Annotated in this window: 19 protein-coding genes and 1 pseudogene; 13 read left to right on the top strand and 7 right to left on the bottom strand. The window is 59.9% G+C overall.

What is annotated here, in order from left to right:
- Positions 1-1477: 1477 nt before the first annotated feature.
- Positions 1478-1726, bottom strand: coding sequence for a helix-turn-helix transcriptional regulator (locus FHX06_RS27750; RefSeq protein WP_183881558.1), 249 nt, complete (start codon positions 1724-1726; stop codon positions 1478-1480).
- Positions 1727-1844: 118 nt separating this feature from the next.
- Between FHX06_RS27750 and FHX06_RS27745 the strand changes: the two genes are divergently transcribed.
- Positions 1845-2735 (top strand): LysR family transcriptional regulator, encoded by an 891-nt coding sequence (locus tag FHX06_RS27745; protein WP_183881556.1) that lies wholly within the window; start codon positions 1845-1847, stop codon positions 2733-2735.
- 438 nt (positions 2736-3173) lie between these two features.
- Here the strand turns inward: FHX06_RS27745 and FHX06_RS27740 are convergent, their stop codons facing one another.
- On the bottom strand, positions 3174-3590 hold the full coding sequence (locus FHX06_RS27740; protein ID WP_183881554.1) for a DUF4112 domain-containing protein: 417 nt from the start codon (positions 3588-3590) through the stop codon (positions 3174-3176).
- 488 nt (positions 3591-4078) lie between these two features.
- Positions 4079-4153: pseudogene (locus tag FHX06_RS27735) on the bottom strand (NIPSNAP family protein); the annotation flags it as partial.
- Positions 4154-4694: 541 nt separating this feature from the next.
- On the opposite strand from FHX06_RS27735, the gene FHX06_RS27725 reads away from it, so the two are divergent.
- The 3 genes from FHX06_RS27725 to FHX06_RS27715 all read left to right on the top strand — a co-directional run bounded on the left by FHX06_RS27725 (position 4695) and on the right by FHX06_RS27715 (position 7723).
- A complete protein-coding gene (locus FHX06_RS27725) occupies positions 4695-5039 on the top strand; it encodes a hypothetical protein (protein WP_183881552.1) in 345 nt (114 codons plus the stop codon).
- A 421-nt stretch (positions 5040-5460) separates the two neighbouring features.
- The gene (locus FHX06_RS27720; RefSeq protein ID WP_183881550.1) at positions 5461-6444 is read left to right on the top strand and encodes a sensor histidine kinase; all 984 of its coding nucleotides are present in this window, start codon (positions 5461-5463) and stop codon (positions 6442-6444) included.
- A gap of 184 nt (positions 6445-6628) precedes the next feature.
- Entirely contained in the window at positions 6629-7723 is a 1095-nt protein-coding gene (locus FHX06_RS27715) for a GSU2403 family nucleotidyltransferase fold protein (RefSeq protein WP_183881548.1), read from the top strand.
- Positions 7724-8000: 277 nt separating this feature from the next.
- Here the strand turns inward: FHX06_RS27715 and FHX06_RS27710 are convergent, their stop codons facing one another.
- On the bottom strand, positions 8001-8441 hold the full coding sequence (locus FHX06_RS27710; RefSeq protein ID WP_183881545.1) for an NAD(P)H-binding protein: 441 nt from the start codon (positions 8439-8441) through the stop codon (positions 8001-8003).
- Positions 8442-8706: 265 nt separating this feature from the next.
- Here FHX06_RS27710 and paoA point away from each other — a divergent pair, with 265 nt between their 5' ends.
- The 8 genes from paoA to FHX06_RS27670 all read left to right on the top strand — a co-directional run bounded on the left by paoA (position 8707) and on the right by FHX06_RS27670 (position 17906).
- Positions 8707-9345, top strand: a complete 639-nt coding sequence (gene paoA, locus FHX06_RS27705; RefSeq protein ID WP_029616577.1) for an aldehyde dehydrogenase iron-sulfur subunit PaoA — start codon at positions 8707-8709, stop codon at positions 9343-9345.
- On the top strand, positions 9342-10292 hold the full coding sequence (locus FHX06_RS27700) for an FAD binding domain-containing protein (RefSeq protein ID WP_183881543.1): 951 nt from the start codon (positions 9342-9344) through the stop codon (positions 10290-10292). The genes paoA and FHX06_RS27700 overlap by 4 nt, the downstream gene beginning before the upstream one ends.
- A 2-nt stretch (positions 10293-10294) precedes the next feature.
- Entirely contained in the window at positions 10295-12493 is a 2199-nt protein-coding gene (gene paoC / locus FHX06_RS27695) for an aldehyde oxidoreductase molybdenum-binding subunit PaoC (protein WP_183881541.1), read from the top strand.
- A gap of 9 nt (positions 12494-12502) precedes the next feature.
- A complete protein-coding gene (locus FHX06_RS27690) occupies positions 12503-13411 on the top strand; it encodes an XdhC family protein (RefSeq protein WP_183881539.1) in 909 nt (302 codons plus the stop codon).
- Positions 13408-14052 (top strand): NTP transferase domain-containing protein, encoded by a 645-nt coding sequence (locus FHX06_RS27685; protein WP_183881537.1) that lies wholly within the window; start codon positions 13408-13410, stop codon positions 14050-14052. The genes FHX06_RS27690 and FHX06_RS27685 overlap by 4 nt, the downstream gene beginning before the upstream one ends.
- A 169-nt stretch (positions 14053-14221) precedes the next feature.
- Complete coding sequence (locus FHX06_RS27680; RefSeq protein ID WP_312866596.1) at positions 14222-14668, top strand: hypothetical protein; 447 nt, start codon at positions 14222-14224, stop codon at positions 14666-14668.
- Positions 14665-15036, top strand: a complete 372-nt coding sequence (locus FHX06_RS27675; RefSeq protein WP_183881535.1) for a hypothetical protein — start codon at positions 14665-14667, stop codon at positions 15034-15036. Before FHX06_RS27680 ends, FHX06_RS27675 begins: the two co-directional genes overlap by 4 nt.
- A 161-nt stretch (positions 15037-15197) precedes the next feature.
- Positions 15198-17906 carry an ATP-binding protein gene (locus FHX06_RS27670; protein ID WP_183881533.1) on the top strand — a complete coding sequence of 903 codons (2709 nt, stop codon included), beginning with the start codon at positions 15198-15200 and terminating at the stop codon, positions 17904-17906.
- Between the two features lie 28 nt (positions 17907-17934).
- Here FHX06_RS27670 and FHX06_RS27665 read toward each other — a convergent pair whose 3' ends face one another.
- From FHX06_RS27665 to FHX06_RS27655, 3 genes are all read right to left on the bottom strand, one after another.
- Entirely contained in the window at positions 17935-18642 is a 708-nt protein-coding gene (locus FHX06_RS27665) for an isochorismatase family protein (RefSeq protein WP_183881531.1), read from the bottom strand.
- 169 nt (positions 18643-18811) lie between these two features.
- Positions 18812-19069 carry a hypothetical protein gene (locus tag FHX06_RS35695; protein ID WP_246715653.1) on the bottom strand — a complete coding sequence of 86 codons (258 nt, stop codon included), beginning with the start codon at positions 19067-19069 and terminating at the stop codon, positions 18812-18814.
- 246 nt (positions 19070-19315) lie between these two features.
- The gene (locus tag FHX06_RS27655; RefSeq protein ID WP_183881529.1) at positions 19316-20290 is read right to left on the bottom strand and encodes an alpha/beta fold hydrolase; all 975 of its coding nucleotides are present in this window, start codon (positions 20288-20290) and stop codon (positions 19316-19318) included.
- Between the two features lie 619 nt (positions 20291-20909).
- Here FHX06_RS27655 and FHX06_RS27650 point away from each other — a divergent pair.
- Positions 20910-21173 (top strand): hypothetical protein, encoded by a 264-nt coding sequence (locus FHX06_RS27650; protein WP_029616580.1) that lies wholly within the window; start codon positions 20910-20912, stop codon positions 21171-21173.
- Positions 21174-21181: the final 8 nt, after the last annotated feature.

Below are 21181 nucleotides of genomic sequence, written 5' to 3'. Positions count from 1 at the left end.
GTCACGACCGGTTGAATCCAGACGCCCAAACCTTCCAACGCCAAACACAGTGAATTGACCGAGTCCGGGAGATAACAGCTGGCTGCAACTCCACTTTCCGCTGCTCATTTGATATCTACTTCCCAGCTTGTAGTTCAGGAGGGCTGTTTGGGACTTCAGCACGATTTACCGGAAAGACCACCCTAAACCTGCGACCACGTTGGACCGGGCCAGGGTACGAGCGGGACTGTTGTTCCTATGCCGAGACTTTGTCGCCAAGCATAACGGCCATAACGAAGCGGTAGGAGTGGTTCGCCATATGGCGGTGAAGACTGTTGAACGCCGCTCCGATTGATGCGCTTTCCAATATCGCCTGATGCTCGCAGCATTCTTGTGCGTTGTCGGAACCTCTGGATCAACGTTTGCTTGAGACGAGCAGTCCGGAACGTTCGAGTGTGTTGGGTGACCAGATGAACCGTCGTAGAGTCTATGGCGTTCCGAAAGAGATCGCGGCTGGACGGCCAACCTCTCGTCGCCTTTTGGTGGTGGTTGAGCTTGGTGTCGTGCTAACTATTTGATGTTTCCAACGCCAGATGATGCAGTTCGGAAACACATTCCGATTTCTGTTCGGAGGTGACGATGACCACGTAGAACGCGGCACGTGAGATCTCTTTCTTGGCAAGCCGGGATACTTTCCTCGAAACAACGCAATCAGTTCTGGGTTTCAACTCAGGTCTCGCGAGCTGCTCGATCGTGTTTGCGACGTTTGCAAGGCCGACGTTGGGTTATCCTTCATCCCAGTCTCCTGTCGGTTTCTTACGTCCGATGCCTGAGTAGGACGAACGTGTGGGGCGTGAAGTTCCGATGATAGCTCGATGAGACTATCGATTGGATGAAAAGTGGCTTCTCGAACCTGCGTCTCTGCTCGCTGGCCGGGTGTTCATCGCCGATCAATAGCGGGGTCGTCGGTTCTGATCTGATCAAGGCGCCCAAATCTACAAGTCTGCATGCCATCAGGCCCCCGCAACCAGATCCTCCAGCCAATTCGCATTGTAAAGGTTCCTTCGGCGTCCTGTTCCGCGGTTCAACGCAAGGATTCGACCAAAGCGTTCAAAACGCCGCGCGGAACTGGGCCTCCTGGCTCTCGCTTGCTGAACCGCCTGTCACCGCGCCGCACATGTTTGAGCGGCTTCCCGAGCTTCGAGCGAACCCACCGGGACCTCTCGACCTCTCCAGACCTCGCGTCTATCGGTAGAGCGACACTACGGGCGAATCTTTCCTCGCAAATCTGTCGCCAGAGGGAAGAAGTCTCCCCGCGAGCTGGCCTGGAGATGGTATGTCGGTGAGACAAAGTGAGAGAAAACGAGCACGATATGTTTAGGACAACAACTGGATAATACCGCGCAGTAGACTTCGGCGGGGCCGAAACCCTAGTTGAAAGGGCACATTCAGCTTCCTTTAAGGCGGCCAAGAGAGGGGTGCATTGACAAGCAATAGATCAACTTGCTTCTGAAACCGACTTGAGCCGAACGCCGATTCCGCCTTGAATCATCTCTCCTTCATCCTGAAAGATGATGCCTGCGGACTCGAAGGTTAGCTTGATCAGCCGAAGGTTGCTTTCTCGCATCTCGCCGCCTTTTTCGAACGCACGAATTGACACCGCGCTGATCGCCGTCTGCTCGGCGAGATCGCCTTGGGTCCAATTCAGTAGCGCTCTCGCGGCGCGGCATTGCGGTGGCCTGATCATAAAACTTTCTTTTTCCGAAAGTTTGATATTGAAAACGAAAGTTTACTGTGTTACGAAGCTCCAACTTATCTTTTGCGAGGCGCGGTTGCAATCTAGGCACGCGCGTCGGAGGTAGTCCGTGGAACTACGCCAGCTTTCTTACTTCGTTGCGGTGGCCGAGGAACTGCATTTCGGTCGTGCGGCAGCCAAGGTGAACATCACCCAGTCAGGCCTGTCGGATGCGATCCTGGCGCTCGAGAAGGAACTCGGCGTGCAGCTGTTGCTGCGAACGACCAGGCGGGTGGAACTGACGCGGGCAGGGGCCTCCTTCTACGAGCGCTCGGTCAGGATGATCAGCGAGCTGGAACTGTCGAAGGAGATCGTCCGCTCAATCGCCGGCAATACGACACGCAAGATTGCGATCGGCACGGTCTATCCGGCAACGATCGGGGTGCTGCCGGCATTCCTCTCGCGTATCGGCAGGAAGTATCCCGATATCCGCATGCATATCGAAAGCGGCACCACCGATGACATCATCCGTCATATCGAGGCGGGCCGCATCAATCTCGGCTTCATCCGGCCGGTGGAGAATATCGGCTCCTTGCGCTTCTTCTCGATTGCCCATGAGCGCTATCTGCTGGCGGTGGCCAAGCAGAGCCCGCTGTCGTTGAAGAGCGAGATCGATCTCGAGGATCTGCGCTCGGAGAAGATCATCTCCTTTTCCCGTCAGAACCTCTCCTACAGCGAGCGCTATTTTGCCGAGAAGTTCGAGGAGCATGATCTGACCGACAATGTCGCCTACACCTGCGACGACACCTTCTCGCTGGTGTCGCTGGTCTCGGCCGGGCTTGGCATCGGCTTCGTGCCGGAATGGACGCAGGATCTGCCGAACCGCGGGTTCGAGCTGAAGAAGGTGAGGGGCGTCGATTTCAAGATCGGCCTCGGGGTTGCCTGGAACAGGGAGGATCCGACGGCGGCACGCGATGACATCATCGATATTGCGCGGTCTCTCGTGCGGCCGGGTAGATGAGGGGTGTGCCGGTATACCGTCGCCCGACCACGATACCATTGGCGCGGCCAAGGTTTCGTGGCTCGGGCGGGTCTTCATGCCGCCTCCCGCCGCTGGCATGACAAAGATCCGCACGTTCGCTAAGGAGGCCGGTATGCACGAGATGTTGCGGCAGGCCGCAAGCAGCGCCGCTGCTGGGTCCGAAGATCCTCCTTCAGGGCGTGGAGATTGAGCGGCCGCTCGAGGTGGTAACAGCGCCTGCACTTTCCGCAGACGACAAACGGACGATCCTGGCGTCATGGGCCTCGGACTTCTACGCGGGCGACTCGAAGCCGGCGTTCCGCCATATGCCAGGGGCACCGGAGCCGGTTTCCATCGATGAGGTTCAGGCTGTCCTCAATGAACTTGATTGGCGCTACGGATATTGAGTGAGCGTACCGGCCGAACAGGCCGGTTCACTCACCTGTCGGGAGGTTTGCGATCGAGATCGGAATGGTCAAGACCGAAGTGATCCAGAACGAGGTCGAGATTACGGCGGTTGGATTTGAAGTAGACGTCAAACAGGTCCCCGACCAACGGAACGCTCCCGGCCGCCGCATCGAAACCGATATTGACCAGCATCCTAAAAAGCTTGTCATTCGGCACGCCAAGCCGCCGGGCCTCATTGACGATGTAGAGACTGATCGCAGCCCCGGCGAAGTCACCAATACCCGGGACCAACCCGATGATCGAATCTGCCCCAAACGAAAAGCGTGTTCCGGGAACGCTCAGCGCGGTGTCCATGAGCCGCGCCAACCCGCGCATGCGGCGAAGGCGGATTAAACGGTCAACGTTGCGGAAATTCGTGTATTGGCTATGCGCTCGGTCGTCTGTCATGCCGCCGTTTTCATCACCTTGCTCAGACGTCTGATCGCCTACTCACCTTTGCCCGCCGCGGTACTCTGCGATGAGGAACCGGAAAACTCATCGCCTTCGTCATCTCGGTCACGTTAGGTGACACAGCACGCGACCTCAACTTCCATAGGTTGGACAGGAGGGCCATCGACGCGGAATACGCAACCTGGCCCTGTCGCCGCCCTTAGCATGACTGCGCTGCAGCAAAGTCTGTTTAATGGGCTGGCTAGCGGTGGAGATTGTGCGACATTATTTGCGTCAACGGGAGCAACGAGCGGCCCACACCGTATCAATGGGCCGGTGCCAAGCTGTTTCACGCAAAAAACTACCATCTAGGTTCACCAGGAGACGAACGTTTCGAGTAGTAGTGGTCGCCGAAGTGTTTGACGACGGCGGCCGACGCTGGCGATCTGGGAACGCTTGGGCAGCCACGGGAATACTCGACCGGAGGAAAGCGGAAGCTTCTCGGCAGCCGTCTCGAAACGCTGCTGGAGTGCCGGCAGCCTCCCCGGCAGACAAGTGTAGATGCGCAATTCGTGGATCATCGGATGCTCCTCCCGTTAGATCGTGCATATCGTTTAGCGCTGAAAGAAGCGAGAGGTCCTTTGGCCGTCACCACCCTTCGCATGCTAGCAATCGCCCGGTCGATGTGGTGGAAGCGAAAGCAGAATTTTGAATGACTGCCTTCATCGAAAGCGTAGCCATTCGAGGCAGCTGCCGTCGATATCCTGGTCGGGAAAACCGAGTTCGGTCGCCCGCTCGGATTTGGTCGTCACGCGGTACCATATGCCCTGTAAGACGCCGTGAAGAAACCAGCCTCCTTCCCCGAAGCGGGTCCAGTATCCGCCGAGCCGAAGGCGTTGGGTTCGTTGCGCCTAGCCTCGCGCGCCCTCGTCAGCCTGTCCTGCGCGACATCCAATACCGGGTCGTCAAAAGTAGGGCCTCGTTTTGACGGCAGTTATCTCGCAAAATCCTTCACAAAATGAGAAATAACGACATTGAAACAATGCCGGTGCCCCCATGCCAATTCTACACATCCATCTGCTTTGCACCGAGACATCGCCAAAGAACGGCGCAGTTGAATACGTGCGCGAATACAAGCGCAATGAACTGGCCGAGATTTTCACCCCCGATGAACTGCTTCGGATGTCAGAGGGCAAGGTGATCGAACGAAACGGCCAATATGGTAAATGCACTTTTGTCGACATGGTGGTGGCATCGCGACGCATGCGATCGGCCAATGAGCCTCAGCGCTTTGATACCCCGCGTCTTGCCTTCGATCCTAAGTCCCGCAAGGACGTTATCGTGATGGCCGCAAGGCTCACAGCCGGGGGCAATGCTCAATATCTGGTTGATGATGGATCGGGCCCGCTTGCCGTCCGCTGGCGTGATTGCGGCGAGATCGAATTCTACAAGGGGACCGAGGTATGAGCTCTATTGCGCTTGAAGTATTGAGGCCAGAATGACTGTTGAGGATTTCCTTTACTGGCTCGAGGCCATGCGGTCGGCCAAGGGCTTGAATAAGAGCCAATGCGGAGCTCTCTTAGGCCGCAGCCCGCAATCGATCAGCCGTTTCCTGAATAATGGCTCGGACCGGACCGTAGCACTCGCATGCGCTGCGCTGCTCGCAGACCTCCAGCCGTACAAGGGTAAACGGTGACAAAACTGTTTGAACATCGTCCGTACGGACGCGCACCAGACCTAAGTCCGTGCTACATGGTGTAACCAGCTGTCGTAGCGTAGTTTTGTCCAAATCCTGAAGGACATCGGAAGCCTCTATGGGATATGTTGCTTGTTCCCCCTGGTGGCTTCCCCGTTGGAACCCTGGCCGTGAGCGATAGTTTAGGTGGTCATGGAAAACCTCCTCCTTGCAGTGCTCCCCAGAACGCCGTCGTCGACGCTCGTTCGATATTCGATAACCGTTGGCATCGTTCTGTTGGCGGCTCTGCTGCGGATGGCCCTCGATGAAACCCTCAAAAACTACCCTCTGTTGTTGTTCGTTCCTGCCGTCTTCTTGGCAGCTCTATTGTTCGACCGAGGGTCCGGCTTTCTCGCTACCGTCCTAAGCGCGATCATAGCCGCGTGGATTTTCATTCCTCCCGAATGGAGCTTGTCCATTGGTGCCGACCAATGGTTCGCCGTCGTCCTGTTCGTTGTGATTGGTTGCGGAATAACGATGATCACCGAGGCCCTTAGGCGGGCGGTGACGAAGCTCGATCGCATGGAAAAGGCGAGGGCCGTCCAGCTGGAAGAGCTAGGGCATCGCACTAAGAACGATCTGGCCACCGTCGCCTCGCTCCTGCGCCTTCAAGCTCGAACCTTGGAGCAGGGGCCGGCTCGTGCTGCCCTTGATGCGTCCGTTTCGCGCCTCAATGTTATCGCGCAGGTTCACCGCCATCTTCAGGCTAGCCACGAAAATGGAGCCTCTATCGACATTGCCGACTATCTGGGAGAGCTAACACACGGTCTGGCTGATCTACTCCGCGATGTCAGGCCGATCGCGCTCAGAGTTAGGTGTCCTCATCTTCTTCTGCCCACCAACCACGCGTCGTCCATAGGTCTGATCGTCAACGAGCTGGTCACGAACGCCTTCAAATATGCCTTCCCGGATGACAACGGCGGAAACGTAGAGATAACGCTGGTGGCCGAAGCAGACGCCATCCTGGTTACGGTCGAGGACAACGGCGCGGGTTGCCCTCCAGACCTTGGGGAAGGAGTGGGATCAAAGCTCGTGAAATTGATGGCATCCCAGTTTGACGGTGAGGTGAACAGGAGGCCCTCTGAGAAAGGGTGTCGCGTCGACGTGAGGCTAAGGTCGACTGCAGCCCCAGGGTGAGGTAAATTTTTAACTGACAAGCTAGCCGCAGTACCTGACTTCTTCAACGGCCCGCACAGCGGTCTTTGAGCGAATCCGCCTGCTGCGCCTACTAGCCGGGGATTTCGATCCCCCTATCCTTGCGACCTATCCCCTCGATCGTTATACTGTTTTTGAAAAACAGTATAACACAGGAGTCGAGGCTATGAAGTCAATCGACCTGATGTATCAGACGATGCTCGCTGAGCTAGGTCAGCGCACGCTCGACGCCGCATGGACGGCCGATTTCCCTCCAGAGGGTCGGTTCACCCCGGCGAACATCAAGGGGCGCAAATACTGGTATTTCGACATCCCTGATGGACATGGTGGTACGAAACGTCGTTACGTCGGTTCTGCTGATGATCCGGTTATCGCGCAGCGCGTAGCTGATCACAAGCGGGACAAGGACGATCTACGCGCTCGCAGGCGCTTGGTAAATACCCTGACCCGCGAAGGCGGTATGATCGCCCCTGATGCGATGTCGGGTGACATCGTCGAGGCTCTTGCCGATGGCGGTCTCTTTCGTCTCCGAGGTGTTCTCGTCGGCACGGTGGCCTTTCAGTGCTATTCCGGACTTCTAGGCGTCCGCCTTCCCATGGCTGCGATCCTGACCGGCGATGCGGATATCGCTCAGGACTATGCCATCAGTCGGGAGGTAGAAGACAGTCTGCCTCCGATTGTTGAGCTGTTGCAGAGCGTCGACGCCAGCTTCCGGCCAGTTCCACATCGATCGGGATCCGCTGCCTCGTCGGCGTTTCAGAATGCTGATGGTTACAGGGTTGAATTTCTGACATCGAATCGTGGTTCGGATGACTACATCGACCAGCCGGCGAAGATGCCCGCACTTGGTGGCGCCAGCGCGGATCCACTGCGCTTTCTCGACTTCCTCATAAGAGAACCCGTCAGGACAATGCTGCTCCACCGAAGCGGGGTCTCAGTCGTCGTCCCTGATCCGTCCCGGTATGCGGTCCACAAGCTCATAGTCGCCAGCCGTCGAAACACTGACGGGCAGGGGCCGGTGAAGCGAGACAAGGACGTTCGTCAAGCTGCGCTGCTCTTTGAAGCCCTGCAGCAGACAAGGCGATCTGCCGACTTGGCGCTCGCCTACAGCGAAGCATGGGAGCGCGGACCTGCGTGGCAGGAAGGTATTCGAACCGGGGCGGGAATGCTGCCGGCACAAGATGCCGAGCGGCTCAACACGGTCCTGCTCGAGGGCGCAAAAAGAAACCGCGAAGAAATTGAACTTCCGTTTGGTGCATAGGCCATCCGTCACTCGAAAGTTGACCGGCCGGAAGCGAGGACGTGTCTTCATCTATAGGCGGTATCTGGCGATCCTCAGTGAAGGCACTGATCCGTTGCCCGCAACCTCGTAAAAAACTAGAGCGTGGCTGATTACATTTTTATCATGGTTTTGTCAGAATCGCGACTTCCATCAAACACGACATCAAGGAAAACAATACGATAAAGGCGCGAGCGAACGGCCTTTTATATCAGAAGCAGGCTGACGATGGCTTTTCCGCCAGAGGTTCTCCTGACGCTTAAGCAGCGGCCTCCCAGACTTGATACAAAATAGATCTCCTATTTCGACGCTTCCAGTCGTGCCCTTCGTTCGTGCGATTGTAGCTGCCACGGCGCTCGGTGACGCCGATCGTGGTCATCAGGGCGATCCGAACCGGACGGCCGCCAATCGATGCAATGAGGTCGCGTACGCCGCGGTAGTAGACGGCTTCTGCCGCTTGCCTGCCCTGGCCGTCGGCGTTGACGGTGAGGACGACGGCGTCGATCCCTTCGAGTGCGGCCGCGAGCGTCTCGGGCTTGGTCACGTCGCCGACCGCGGTCTCGACGGCTGGCAGACGGCTGGCGCGGGCGGCATTGCGAACAAGCGCTCGAACCTTATGACCTTTCGCAAGAGCTTCGGACACAACGAGCCGACCGACGCTTCCCGTTCCCCCGATCACCAGAATCTTAAATTGCCTCATCAAAGCCATCCTCATTCAACGTGACGAAGACAACGCCGTCGGATTGATCTGATTAGTCGAGATGAATGGCATGCGCTTATATCAGTAGTTCATAGATGCGAGCGGGAACGGGCGGCGCCTGCGGCAAGCATTTATGAACTGCAGCGATGACTGCATGCGAACTAGAGCATCTAATCTGCGTTATCGAAAATCCTATCTCGCCCGAACGGATCGAAGGCACCTCCGTCTTCGTTCCGCAAACGCGCCAACGTAAGGAGAGCGAAGAATGTCGGACTTCAACCAACTGGAACTTTCTCGACGGGAGCTCCTTATATCGTCAGCCGCCACGGTCGTGGTCACGGGGACCGCCACAGGGAGCGCGGCCGCCCAGTCATCTGGAGACGATATGAAATTTACGACGCCTGTGGCGTTCACCGTCAACGGCGAGCGCCGGGAGCTGGATGTCGACAACAGGACGACGCTTCTCGACGCTCTCCGTGAGCACCTGCATCTGACCGGTACGAAAAAGGGCTGCGACCACGGCCAATGCGGTGCATGCACCGTGATGGTCGACGGCCAGCGGATCAACTCCTGTCTGTCGCTCGCCGTCATGCACGAAGACGGCGAGATCACGACGATCGAAGGACTGGGTCAGCCCGGCAAACTGCATCCGATGCAGGCGGCCTTCGTCAAACACGACGGCTTCCAGTGCGGCTACTGCACCCCCGGCCAGATCTGTTCCTCCATCGCGGTTCTTGAAGAAATCAGGGCGAACATTCCGAGCCACGTTACCGGTGACCTGACAGAAGCGGCAAAGCTGACGGCGGCGGAAGTGCGCGAACGCATGAGCGGGAATATCTGTCGGTGCGGAGCCTATTCGAACATCCTCGAAGCTATTTCTGAAGCGGGAGGGATCGAAGCATGAGAGCCTTCACCTACGAGCGTGCGCAATCGATCGAGGCGGCAGCCCAGGCCGCGACCTCGAACCCGGAAGCAAAATTCATCGCCGGCGGCACGAACCTCCTCGATCTGATGAAGCTCGAGATCGAGCGGCCCGCGCATCTGATCGATGTAAACGGTCTCGGCCTGGACACGATCGAGGCGACAAGCGATGGAGGCCTGAGAATTGGCGCCCTCGTACGCAATACTGCCCTGGCAGCCAACGAAACTGTGCGTCGAGACTACGGGCTCTTGTCGCGAGCACTGGTGGCAGGCGCTTCTGGCCAGCTCCGGAACAAGGCGACGACGGCAGGCAATTTGCTTCAGCGCACGCGCTGTCCGTACTTTTATGATCGAAACCAGCCGTGCAACAAGCGTCAGCCCGGCAGCGGGTGCTCGGCCATCGGCGGCGTCACGCGCCAACTCGGCGTCGTGGGAGTGAGCGACGCTTGTATCGCCACCCATCCAAGTGACATGGCGATCGCCATGCGTGTCCTCGACGCTGTCGTGGAGACGGTTAAGGCAGACGGGTCCCGACGATCGATCCCGATCGCGGACTTCCATAAGCTTCCAGGAAAAACCCCTCATATCGAGACCGCCCTCGATCAAGGCGAATTCATCACCTCAGTGGTGCTGCCCCCGCCGATCGGTGGCAAGCACATCTACAAGAAGGTGAGGGACCGCGCGTCCTATGCGTTTGCACTCGTGTCTGTCGGTGCTGTCATCCAACCGGACGGCAAGGGCCGGGTCGCGGTTGGCGGCGTTGCGCACAAGCCTTGGCGTATCGGTCAGGCGGACGCCGAACTTGAAAATGGCGCAAAAGCTGCGGCAGCCGTCCTCATGGCTGACGCCCGGCCGACGGAGCAGAACCGTTTCAAGGTCGACCTCGTCGAGCGCACGCTCAGGGCCGTGATCGCAGAGGCAAGGGGTTAATCATGCAGTTCGACAAGCCAGCGACTATAAACTCCATCGACCAGCTCAAAGTGGTGGGCAAGCCCATCCACCGCATCGACGGCGAGCTGAAAACCACCGGCCGGGCGATATACGCCTACGAATGGCACGACAAGAACCTGCCGTACGTCTACGGCTATCCCGTAGGCTCGGCGATCGCCAAAGGCCAGGTGAAGTCGATCGACACCGCCGCAGCCAAGAAGTCACCCGGCGTTCTCGCCGTGGTGACCACGCTCGACGTCGGCGACCTCGAGAAAGGCAAGTTCAACACTGCAAAGTTGTTCGGCGGGTCCGAGATCCAGCACTACCATCAAGCCGTCGCCGTGGTCGTTGCCGAGACCTTCGAACAGGCGCGGGCCGCCGCCGGGCTGATCAAGGTGGACTACGAGGCTGAGGACGGCACCTACGATCTCCGCGCCGCCATGGCGTCCGCGAAGAAGCCTGATGAATCGACCAAGCCTGAAACCGCGGTCGGCGACTTCGAGCGTGCGTTCAAGTCCGCCGCCGTAACCTTGGAGGAGACCTATACTACTCCTGACCAGTCTCATTCGATGATGGAGCCGCACGCCTCAATCGCCGTATGGGACGGTGACGAAGTGACCGTCTGGACGTCGAGCCAGATGATCGACTGGTGGCGCACCGATCTGGCCACGACACTTGGGGTCGACAAGGAGAAGGTGCATCTGATGTCGCCCTTCATCGGCGGAGGCTTCGGCGGCAAGCTCTTCCTGCGGGCCGACGCCGTGCTTGCAGCCTTCGGTTCAAAGGCAGCCGGCCGTCCGGTCAAGGTCGCCCTTCCGCGTCCGCTTATGCCAAACAACACCACGCATCGCCCGGCCACCATCCAGCGAATCCGGATCGGTGCCGAACCGGATGGCAAAATCACCGCGATTGGTCATGAGAGCTGGTCGGGCGACCTTGAAGGCGGCGGACCAGAGACCGCCGTCAACCAGACCCGGCTTCTGTATGCCGGGGCAAACCGGATGACGGCGATGCACCTCGCGACGCTCGATCTTCCGGAAGGCAATGCCATGCGCGCGCCTGGCGAGGCTCCAGGCCTCATGGCGCTGGAAATCGCCATCGACGAAATTGCGGAAAAGGTCGGGATGGACCCGATCCAGTTCCGTATCCTCAACGACACGCAGGTCGATCCCGAAAACCCCGAACGTCCGTTCTCGCTGCGCAATCTGATCGGCTGCCTCAAGCTCGGAGCGGAGAAGTTTCGCTGGAGCGAGCGACCGAAGACGGCGTCGCGCAGGGAGGGCGACTGGCTGATCGGCATGGGGATGGCGGCAGCCTTCCGTGACAACCTCGTGATGCCCTCCGGCGCGCGGGTGAAGCTTGGCAAGGATGGCGTCGTTACCGTCGAGACAGACATGACCGACATCGGCACCGGAAGCTACACCATCATTGCGCAGACTGCCGCCGAGATGATGGGCGTCGGTATCGACAAGGTGGCAGTTCAGCTCGGTGACTCTCGCTTTCCTGTATCTGCAGGTTCCGGCGGGCAGTTTGGCGCCAACTCTTCGACCTCTGGCGTCTACGCGGCCTGCGTAAAGCTCCGGGAGGCCGTGGCGGCCAAGCTCGGCTTCAACTCGGAGGATGCGGTATTTGAGAACGGGCAGGTGCGCTCCGGCAACCGGTCAGTTCCGCTTGCAGATGCCGCAGGCGATGAGGGCCTTGTCGGCGAGGACACGATAGAATGGGGCGATCTGACCAAGACCCACCAGCAGTCGACTTTCGGCGCCCATTTCGTCGAAGTCGGCGTCGACGCCTTCACGGGAGAGACGCGCATCCGTCGAATGCTCGCTGTCTGTGCGGCTGGTCGCATCCTCAATCCGATCACTGCCCGAAGCCAGGTCATTGGCGCGATGACCATGGGAGCGGGCGGTGCGCTCTGCGAGGAACTGGCCGTGGATACGCGTCGAGGTTTCTTCGTCAATCACGATCTGGCTGGCTACGAGGTCCCAGTTCATGCTGACATCCCGCATCAAGAAGTAATCTTCCTGGACGAGACCGATCCGATGTCGTCGCCGATGAAGGCGAAGGGCGTCGGCGAGCTCGGCCTCTGCGGCGTGTCCGCGGCCATCGCCAACGCGATCTACAACGCGACCGGCGTCCGCGTCAGGCACTACCCGATCACGCTCGACAAGCTGATCGGTGAATTGCCGGACGTGGCCTAGGAGGTTGGGATGGACCAGATTGGCAATGTCATTCAGGCCCCGGTTCGCTCGGCTTTAACGGACGATCCTGTCGAGATCCTGACCTTCGCCGCCGACGCCTTCGACAAGGGTGGCGCTGCACTTGCGACCCTTGTCGAAATCAGAGGTGGTGCCGCCCGTGCCCTCGGATCGCACGTGGCGATCTCGAGGGATGGGCGATACTGCGGCTACGTATCCGGCGGATGCGTCGAGGCGGCCGTCGCTTCGGAAGCTGTAGCCGCCATCGCCGAAGGGCGCGACCGCCTGGTCAGCTATGGCGACGGATCGCCATTCTTCGATATCGTGCTGCCGTGCGGCGGCGGGATCACGGTCGCAATTCATGTCCTGCTTGATGGCCGAGCGATACGAGCGACCATCGACAGTCTATGTCAGCGACGCTCCGCCGCGCTTCGCTATTCGCCGACGCTGCACCGTCTTGCAGTAGTAGCCGCTTTGGAAGGGTCCGCATGGCACGACGAGGAATTCATAAGCGTCTACCGGCCACGAACAAGGCTTCTGATCTCCGGGAGGAACCTGGAGGCCCGGGCGGTCGCTGCGGTTGCGCAGGCCTCCGGTTACGACGTGGTGTTGGATGATCAGAGCGTCAAGTGCGCCATCGACGACGCCACGGCCGTCGTGATCCTCCATCATGATCTCGACGCCGAGGACAAGGTGCTGGAACGCGCGCTAGCGTCGCCTGCATTCTATGTGGGCGCCCTCGGCAGCACCCGCACGCACCGCCGCCGCAAAGAGCGCCTGCGACAGCATGGCTGGGCGAATTCGGACATTAACCGGATAAAGGCGCCGATTGGGTTCTTCAGCCCTACGAGGGACGCTAGCTCGCTCGCCCTGTCGGTGCTGGCTGACGTCGCAGCCGCGCGGCTTGCCGCTCACCCATGAGGAGAAAGGTGATCGATCCAAGGATTTCCGTTGCAATAGTGGTTCTTGCCGCAGGGCGCTCGAGCCGAATGGTCGAAGGTCGGCGCCACAAGCTCCTGGCCCTATTCGATGGTCAGTCGCTGGTTCGGAGGTCGGTGAGCACGGCTCTGGCCTCCGATTGCGGGAGGGTGGTCGTGGTCACTGGTCATCGAAGTACCGAAATTGCCGCGCAGGTTCGCGACCTGCCGTGCGAGGTCATACACAACGCCGAATATGCATCAGGCATTGCCGGTTCATTGCGGACCGGCGTGAAGGCGGCATCGAAGGGCTGTCCCGGCGGTATCATGATCATGCTCGCCGACATGCCGAGGCTTTCAACTGGCCATATTGATACATTGATCGCGGCCTTCCGTTGCGGCCAAGGGAGGGTCATCGCGCGCGCCGTTGGAAGCGGATCGCCAGGCAATCCCGTCATCTTCCCTCACGACCTTTACAACGATCTTCAAAATCTGACCGGAGATGTCGGCGCTCGTTCGCTGATCGAAATGGGAGACGTTCCGGTCCTTGACGTTGAAATAGGCGAGGCCGCTCTTGCCGACGTGGACACGGCGGAGGAGATGCTGGCGGAAGGCGGAATTTTCGACCGACAGTTCCTGGCATGAACGCGGCTTTCAGCTAGAAGCCTACGGTCCGATTATCCCCCACCCATGAATGAGGTTCATGACAACATGCCGGTCTGTCTGTCTAATCCCGGCCTCTGCGGACTGTTACCGTGACGCTCAGGAAGCTACCCCGTTGCCGGGGAGGCCTGAGCCATTGAAAGGATTCCGTGTGAAGAAGCTGGTTCAAGCCGCTATCGCATCGGCTGGCGCCGCCCTTTTCCTGTTGCTCGCGACACTTATCCTTCTTGGAAAAGAGACCTCGAACGCCGTTACGTTTCCTCCGGTCGAAGAGTTCGAGCACTACACGACCGTCGAGCGCGGCGTCTCCACCGAACACATGATGACCAGTCGCGAGGCATTGGCCGCTCTTAAGGCCGGTACACCGGTTCCAGTCGGCACGCATATGGTGCTGGTGGACTACCGCGAAGGAAACGTGTTCCGCTACTTCGTCTCTCAAAAGATGGGGGAGGATGCCGACGAATGGGCGTTCCAATGGTTTCATCCCGACCGCTCGATCAAGGTCGATGAGAATACCTCGCGGTGCTACTCGTGCCATCGCTCTGGTCAGACAGTCAGTTCATGTTCACTGCCCGAAGCGCAGGCGTTCGGATCGTGAACAAATGCGTCGTCGTGCAAGCTCGGCGGTGTTTCGGGCTTCGACTGGCAGTCGCCGCCGTGATGGCGGCGCTTCTCCTTCTCGCTCTCGGCTACTGGTGGCTCGACAATCTGCCGCATGAGCTATTCGGGACGGCTATGTTCGTTCTGCTTGGATGGCATGTTCATACGAAGAGGAACTGGTTTCGGAATCTTGCCAGGGGCCGCTATGGTGTCCGCAGGACACTGATCGTCGCTTTCCATCTGGCGCTGATCCTAAACATGCTGATCGTCCTTGTTACGAGTCTTTTCGTCTCGAAATCGATCTTCGTCGCGCTCGGGCTTCCCAACAGTCCACTCGTGAGCGAGATCCACTGGTTCTCGGCCTAATGGGTAATCAGCTTGATATTCCAATCAGGGCGGGATACCTCGCATCGCCCGACCAGCATGCTGCAACTCCTGCATGACTTGCAAACCGGCTCGTGCGGTGTAACCTCTAGCCTCCATGGCTCTAAGGGGAAAAAGTGTTGAACGAGGGCGGGTCCTAAGCCTTGGCGAAGCAGAACGCCTATCTATTCGGCGATTTCCGGCTGTTGCCGGAGGCCCAGTCGCTCCTGCACAAGGGAAGGCCGGTTGCGCTCGGCGGGCGGGGTTTCGATATCCTCACCCTGCTGGTAGAGCGGGCCGGTGAAGTGGTCAGCAAGGCCGACCTGTTTGCCCACGTATGGCCCAGCTATATCGTCCACGACCATAATCTGAAGGTCAATGTCGGTAACCTGCGGCGCTCGCTCACCGACTGCGATCCGGCCGCGGACTATATCGCGACGATAGCCGGCCGCGGCTACAAGTTCGTCGGCGCGGTGGAGAGCGATCTCCCGGCACCGGTGCGGCCCGTTTCTTCCCCCGCAAGTCTTCACTACGCAGCGCCGCACGACGTGCCGAAGCTGCTCGGCCGCGATGAGGCGATCCGGCAGATCTGCGGCCAGCTCGATCAAGCCGGTTATGTCACCATCGTCGGGCCCGGCGGCGCCGGGAAAACCTCGCTTGCGGTCACGGCGGCCCGGCATTACCGCGCCGGAGACGACGCCATTGCCTTCATCGATCTCTCGACGATCGGCGATCCGCGCTTCGTCGTCCCCGCGATCGCCTCCGCTCTCGGCATCTCGCTCGGGCTCGACGACCCGGTCGGGGGCGTGATCGCCGTGCTCCGGGAGAAGACACCGCTGCTGATCATCGATAATTGCGAGCATGTCATCGCTATGGCGGCGACAGTCGTCGAGCGGATATCGTCCGAGGTTCCCGCCGCCTTTATCCTCGCAACCAGCCGCGAACCCTTGCGCACGCGGCACGAGCAGATCCATTTCCTCTCCGGTCTCGCCCATCCGGACCCGACGATCGCGCTTCCGGCGAGCGAGGCATTGCAGTTTCCGGCTGTCCAGCTCTTCATCTCCAGGTCTCAAGGCTGCGGCACGGCCGAACCGACGGAGGACTTTGTCCGCAGTGTCGTCTCGATCTGCGCAAGGCTGGAGGGCTTGGCGCTCGCCATCGAGCTTGCCGCCGGCACGGTCCGTGCGCTTGCGCCTGCCGCGCCCGACGATCTCTTCAGGGACGGGTTCGGTTCGATGAGCCGGGGAGAACGGGACGCGCCTTTGCGCCACCAGACGCTCGAAGCCGCGCTCGACTGGAGCTACCGGCTTCTTCCCGACCGCGAGGCCGTCCTGCTCGGCCTGCTTTCGGTGTTTTCGGGCCGGTTCACTGCCGACGACGCGGAGGCCCTCTATTCCGCCGGCGCACTCGACCCCGTGACGGGACGCGATGCGCTGTCCCAGCTCGTGGCGAAATCGCTCGTCTCGACGGACTATGACGGCGGGACAGTGCATTACAGGCTGGCCGAAAGCACCGGCGCCTATGCGGCGCAGCGTCTTTTCGGCTCAGGCCATCGGCAGCAGGCGAGGCGACAGGTTGCGATCCGGCTGCGGGACAAGCTGCAGATCGCCGAACGGGAATGGTCTTCGCAGACGTCTCGCGAATGGCTGCGGAAATATCGCCGGACGATCGACGATGTCCGGGCTGCCATCGACTGGGCCTTCGATCCCGCCGGCGACGCCGAACTGGGCATCGAGCTGGTCGTGGCCGCACTGCCGCTATGGCAGGAGCTTTCGGCGTTCCGGGAAATGCTGGCAGCCATCGACCTTGCAGGAAAAAACAGCGCGGCGCTCCTGAAGCTTCCGCCGCTGGGACGGGCGAAGCTGTTCACGGCGCGGGCCTGGGCGATGACGCTTGCCCGCCACATGCATCCGCAAACCGACAAAGCCTGGCGCGAGAGCCGCTTTCATGCGAGCAAATCGCGCAATGCCGAACTTGAAATGCGCTCAGTCTGCGGACAGGCGGTCTTCTTCGCCTATTCCGGCCGGCCGCGCACGGCTTTGCGCCGCATGCGGGATTTCGCCGCGGAAAAGGGGCTCAACTGGTCGAGCGCGCCCGACGGCAAGCGGCTGCTCGCCCATATCGAGATCTATGCCGGCGAACTGGATTCGGCATCGACCCATCTTAAGGCACTGATGGACGAATGGGGCGATCTGGAGGACGGGCACGGATTGTCACGATTCCAGGTCGATCTGCCTACCGGAATTCGCCTGTCGCAGGCGCTTCTGTCGTGGTTGCAGGGAGAGCCTGATCGCGCCGCCCGTCTGGCCGGCCATGCCATCGATCGGGCCGCGGATCTTGATCACATGATATCGCTCGGCAATGCGATCTCGCTTGCGGCGCTTCCGATCGCCTTCGTGGAGGGCGAGCTCGAAACCGCGTCCCGGCTTCAGCGGCAGCTGGATGACGTCGCACGACGCGAGAATGTCGGCATCTACGAGGGCACCGCCCTGTTCTTCGCCGGCGCTATTCAGGCGGCTCGAGGCGACGCAGCCGGCTTCACCGGGATGCAGGACAGCATTGCCGGATTGCTCCGGGGCGGCTGGCGCAATCGTGTGCCTTTCTACCGCAGCCTTTTGGCGGAAGCCTATATTGGCGCGGGCGAGATGCGCCTTGCGGAAGACAGCATGCGCGCCGTGCTGACCGAAATCGGGATTCGCGAGGAGCGCTGGTGGCATCCGGATCTGTGGCGCGTCGCGGGAATGATCGAAGCCCGCAACGGACGACCGGATAGGGCGACACGCTGTTTCGAGAAGTCTCTGAAGTGCGCCCGCGCCACGGGTGCGGGCGCCGCGGTCCGGCGGACGGAGCGTCTCATGGCGGGCCTCGCCTGATCTCCGGTTGCCGAACTAAGCGCATCTATCATATCGCAGGCACCGGATGGCTCTGCGCCTGGCTTGCCTCGCTGGCTGCCTGCCGGGCACCGGCATAACTTTCGGCGACCGCCGCATAGTTTGGCGCGGCAAGCCCGTAGAGTTTTGCGAGTTCGGCCGCCTCGGGCCGCGCCCAGCTGCGATGAAGCTCGGACAGAAGGGCGTTGGCAGATGTGGGTTTGACGCCGCCCTGGACGAAGCGGGCGAGCGAAATGCGCGAGGCCATTTCGCTCGGGTCCCCCGAGGCATCGAGTACGGCGTAGACGTCATAGCCGGCGGCGCGGGCGTCGAGCGCCGGAAACATGACGCAGACGCTGGTCCAGACGCCCGCCATGACGAGCGTCTTGCGGCCGGTCGCGCAGACAGTGGCGACGAAATCGTCATTGTCCCAGGCGTTTACCTCGCCATTGCGCGGCACATAAACCGCGTGTGGCGCATATTCATGGATCTCCGGCATCAGCGAGCCGTTGGGGCCGGCAGGTTCCGAGGCGGTCGTGACGACCGGGATATCCAAAAGCGTGGCAAGCCTGGCGATCATCTCCACATTCCGGCGCAGATCGGAGACCGATATGTCCCTGACCGTCTGGAACAGGCCCGACTGGTGATCGAGAAGCAGAATCAGCACGTCGGAGGGATCGATGAGGCTCATGCCGCCGCCCGTCGCAAGCACGCTCGACTTGGATTTGCTGTTATACATAGTCGCTGTCTATCTCTGAGTTCCGGTTAGCGGGCAAAAGGGTTCGCGCGAGGAAGTCGCGCATGACGGGGGATCATCTCGTGCGCCTTGTCTTCGAGGGCGAAATGTCCGGTGTCGAAGAAATGAGGTTCGGCGCCGGGCAGGTCGCGAAGGAAGGCGTGAGCGCCTTTTAACAGGAAGATCGGATCATTCTCGTCCATAGGATCAACGCCGCCGGCTGATGCGCGCGGAAATAGGCGAGAAAGGCGGGATAGAGCGCGACGTTGGTGCGTGAGTCGTAGATGATGTCCAGCTGGATTTCCTTGCCGCCCGGGCGGTCGAGGAAGAGCTGATCGTACAGCCATGCGGCGGGATCGATGCAGGCCTCGTCCCTCGTGCCAGCGAGATATTGGAAGCGCGTGCCCTCCAGCGACAGGAAGGGCAGCATCGCATCGCGGTTCGCCGCTGTCGGCCCAGCAGGCGCGGAGCGACGAGGACTTCGAAACCGAAGCCGGCAAGCTCGCCATGGACCTGTTGCCAGCCGGAGCCGTCGACGAAGGCGCCGTGCACGAGACGATCGAGAGGGACGGCGCGCCGACTGCCCGGGCGCCCGAAACGACATGGGGCATGTCTCTTCCTTTTAAGGTGTTGTCGAGGGAGAAAGACCGCAGGGCCGCCGGCCCTGCGGGACGCATCACTTGCAAACCTTGCGGTCGAGGAAGTCGTGGATCAGCGGCGCCATGACGTCGAGCTTGTCCTCGAGGGCGAAATGTCCGCTGTCGAGAATATGCATTTCGGCGTCGGGGAGATCGCGGAGATAGGGATGCGCGCCCGATTCCGGGAAGATCTTGTCGTTCTTGCCCCAGACTATCAGCGTGGGCGGCTTGCGCTCGCGGAAGAAGGCCTGGAACTCCGGGTAGAGCGGAACATTGCTGCCGTAGTCGCCCAGGAGATCGAGCTGAATATCCTTGTTGCCCGGCCGATCGAGCAGGGCCTGATCGACGTCCCAGTTGTCTGGGCTGATCCGCGCGATATCGCCCATTCCATCGGTGTATTGGAACTTCGTAGTTTCGAGCGTCACCAGGCCGGCGAGTGCTTCCCGGCGTTGCGGTGTCTTTTCGGCCCAGTAGGCCTTGATCGGATCCCAGAAGGCGGCCAGGCCCTCGGTATAAGCATTTCCGTTCTGCACGATCAGGGATTCGACCCGCTCGGGATGCTTGAGCGCGAGCCGGTATCCAATCGGCGCGCCGTAGTCCATAACATACATGCTGTACCGGTGGGCGCCGACCTTGTCGGTCAGTTTCTCGACGATATCAGTCAGATGCGCGAATGTGTACTGGAACCTGGTATGGTCGGGCGCGTCGCTCTGACCATAGCCGGGATAGTCGGGCGCGATCACGCGGTAGCGGTCCGCAAGCAGCGGTATGAGGTTGCGGAACATGTGCGACGAGGTCGGAAAGCCGTGCAGGAGCAGGATGACCGGTGCGTCCCTGGGGCCGGCCTCGCGGTAGAAGACGTTCACGCCGTCGATCGACGTGCTCTTGTAGTGAATGACGGGAATTGCCCTGACGGAGGCGGTGATCGCGGTTTGTGGGAGGCAACGGGCTTCGGCGGCAAACGGAGCGGCGGCGACCAGTAGTGCAATGGCGCTAGCGAGATGTTTTTTCATGACCTTTTCCTCTTCAAACGGGTGCAGGAAATCTGCGCCTCTGGAGAAAAGGACTACCACCGGCAGCCTTCGGCCCCGGGATAAATAAGGGTAAATAGTTGTAAGATCCGGGCTGGCCGAATGCACAATGAGCTACTTGAGTTTGCCGATGAACAAACGTGCCAGCCCCTCAAACCGATGATCTAGCGAACTATTTCGATCCTTTTAATCGTATCCCCTGCGCTTGCTGATAATTAGCCTCCCCTAAAACGAACGGTCTTGCTGCAGAGTTGAGGGAAGAGTGAGGAAAAGATCACCGTGTCGACGGTTCGTTTCCCTTCAAGGCGAACGGCTTGCGCAACAGTTGCCGGACAGAACGTGAACGGAACGACTGAATAGCCCGAGGTCGACAGGCTCGTCGAGCATGGTCTGGCACGTGCAGGCCTCTGAGCCGCAAAATGCCTATTCCCGGTGTGATTGACATGCACCGGGAAGAAAAAAGCCACTGCTTCGTCTGCTCTTGTCAGAAGAACTGGAATAAGCCGGATCAATCGCCCGTTGCATGCCTGCGTCTGCTGTGTTTATTGCGTTTTCGGCGGCTATGTATTATATAACTTATTGAAAAACGGTGGTGATAACGATGTCTAGCGTTGCGATTAAGGTACTGTCGACGGTGAACGCCCCTTACGGGACGAACCTATCGGCTGAGCAACTCGCTTCGAAGATTTCGGATTTTGCGAGCGTTAAGAACTTTGATGCTTCCGCATTTTCATTCTATTCCGAAGTGAAAGCCGAGCTCCAGCACCAGTTTCTCGATGAGATGGAGATTGATCACGGTACCGCATTCGAAATTGCCCAGAAATTCTCGCAGCTGGCTGGATATCCCCTCGCCCTGGCCGCCTGAGGGCTGTC

It is taken from the genome of Rhizobium sp. BK512 (genome assembly GCF_014194915.1).
Taxonomy (GTDB): domain Bacteria; phylum Pseudomonadota; class Alphaproteobacteria; order Rhizobiales; family Rhizobiaceae; genus Rhizobium.
The sequence above is the reverse complement of the archived record's forward strand: the minus strand, read 5'-3'. Positions and strand labels throughout refer to the sequence as shown.

What these genes read in the sequence shown, in the direction of transcription:
- FHX06_RS27685 (WP_183881537.1), top strand. Translation starts at nt 13,408, where the DNA reads ATGAGGAGAAAGGTGATCGATCCAAGGATTTCCGTTGCAATAGTGGTT.
- FHX06_RS27655 (WP_183881529.1), bottom strand. Translation starts at nt 20,290, where the DNA reads ATGAAAAAACATCTCGCTAGCGCCATTGCACTACTGGTCGCCGCCGCT.
- FHX06_RS35695 (WP_246715653.1), bottom strand. Translation starts at nt 19,069, where the DNA reads ATGCTGCCCTTCCTGTCGCTGGAGGGCACGCGCTTCCAATATCTCGCT.
- FHX06_RS27715 (WP_183881548.1), top strand. Translation starts at nt 6,629, where the DNA reads ATGAAGTCAATCGACCTGATGTATCAGACGATGCTCGCTGAGCTAGGT.
- paoC (WP_183881541.1), top strand. Translation starts at nt 10,295, where the DNA reads ATGCAGTTCGACAAGCCAGCGACTATAAACTCCATCGACCAGCTCAAA.
- FHX06_RS27690 (WP_183881539.1), top strand. Translation starts at nt 12,503, where the DNA reads ATGGACCAGATTGGCAATGTCATTCAGGCCCCGGTTCGCTCGGCTTTA.
- FHX06_RS27720 (WP_183881550.1), top strand. Translation starts at nt 5,461, where the DNA reads ATGGAAAACCTCCTCCTTGCAGTGCTCCCCAGAACGCCGTCGTCGACG.
- FHX06_RS27700 (WP_183881543.1), top strand. Translation starts at nt 9,342, where the DNA reads ATGAGAGCCTTCACCTACGAGCGTGCGCAATCGATCGAGGCGGCAGCC.
- FHX06_RS27740 (WP_183881554.1), bottom strand. Translation starts at nt 3,590, where the DNA reads ATGACAGACGACCGAGCGCATAGCCAATACACGAATTTCCGCAACGTT.
- FHX06_RS27650 (WP_029616580.1), top strand. Translation starts at nt 20,910, where the DNA reads ATGTCTAGCGTTGCGATTAAGGTACTGTCGACGGTGAACGCCCCTTAC.
- FHX06_RS27750 (WP_183881558.1), bottom strand. Translation starts at nt 1,726, where the DNA reads ATGATCAGGCCACCGCAATGCCGCGCCGCGAGAGCGCTACTGAATTGG.
- FHX06_RS27665 (WP_183881531.1), bottom strand. Translation starts at nt 18,642, where the DNA reads ATGTATAACAGCAAATCCAAGTCGAGCGTGCTTGCGACGGGCGGCGGC.
- FHX06_RS27710 (WP_183881545.1), bottom strand. Translation starts at nt 8,441, where the DNA reads ATGAGGCAATTTAAGATTCTGGTGATCGGGGGAACGGGAAGCGTCGGT.
- paoA (WP_029616577.1), top strand. Translation starts at nt 8,707, where the DNA reads ATGTCGGACTTCAACCAACTGGAACTTTCTCGACGGGAGCTCCTTATA.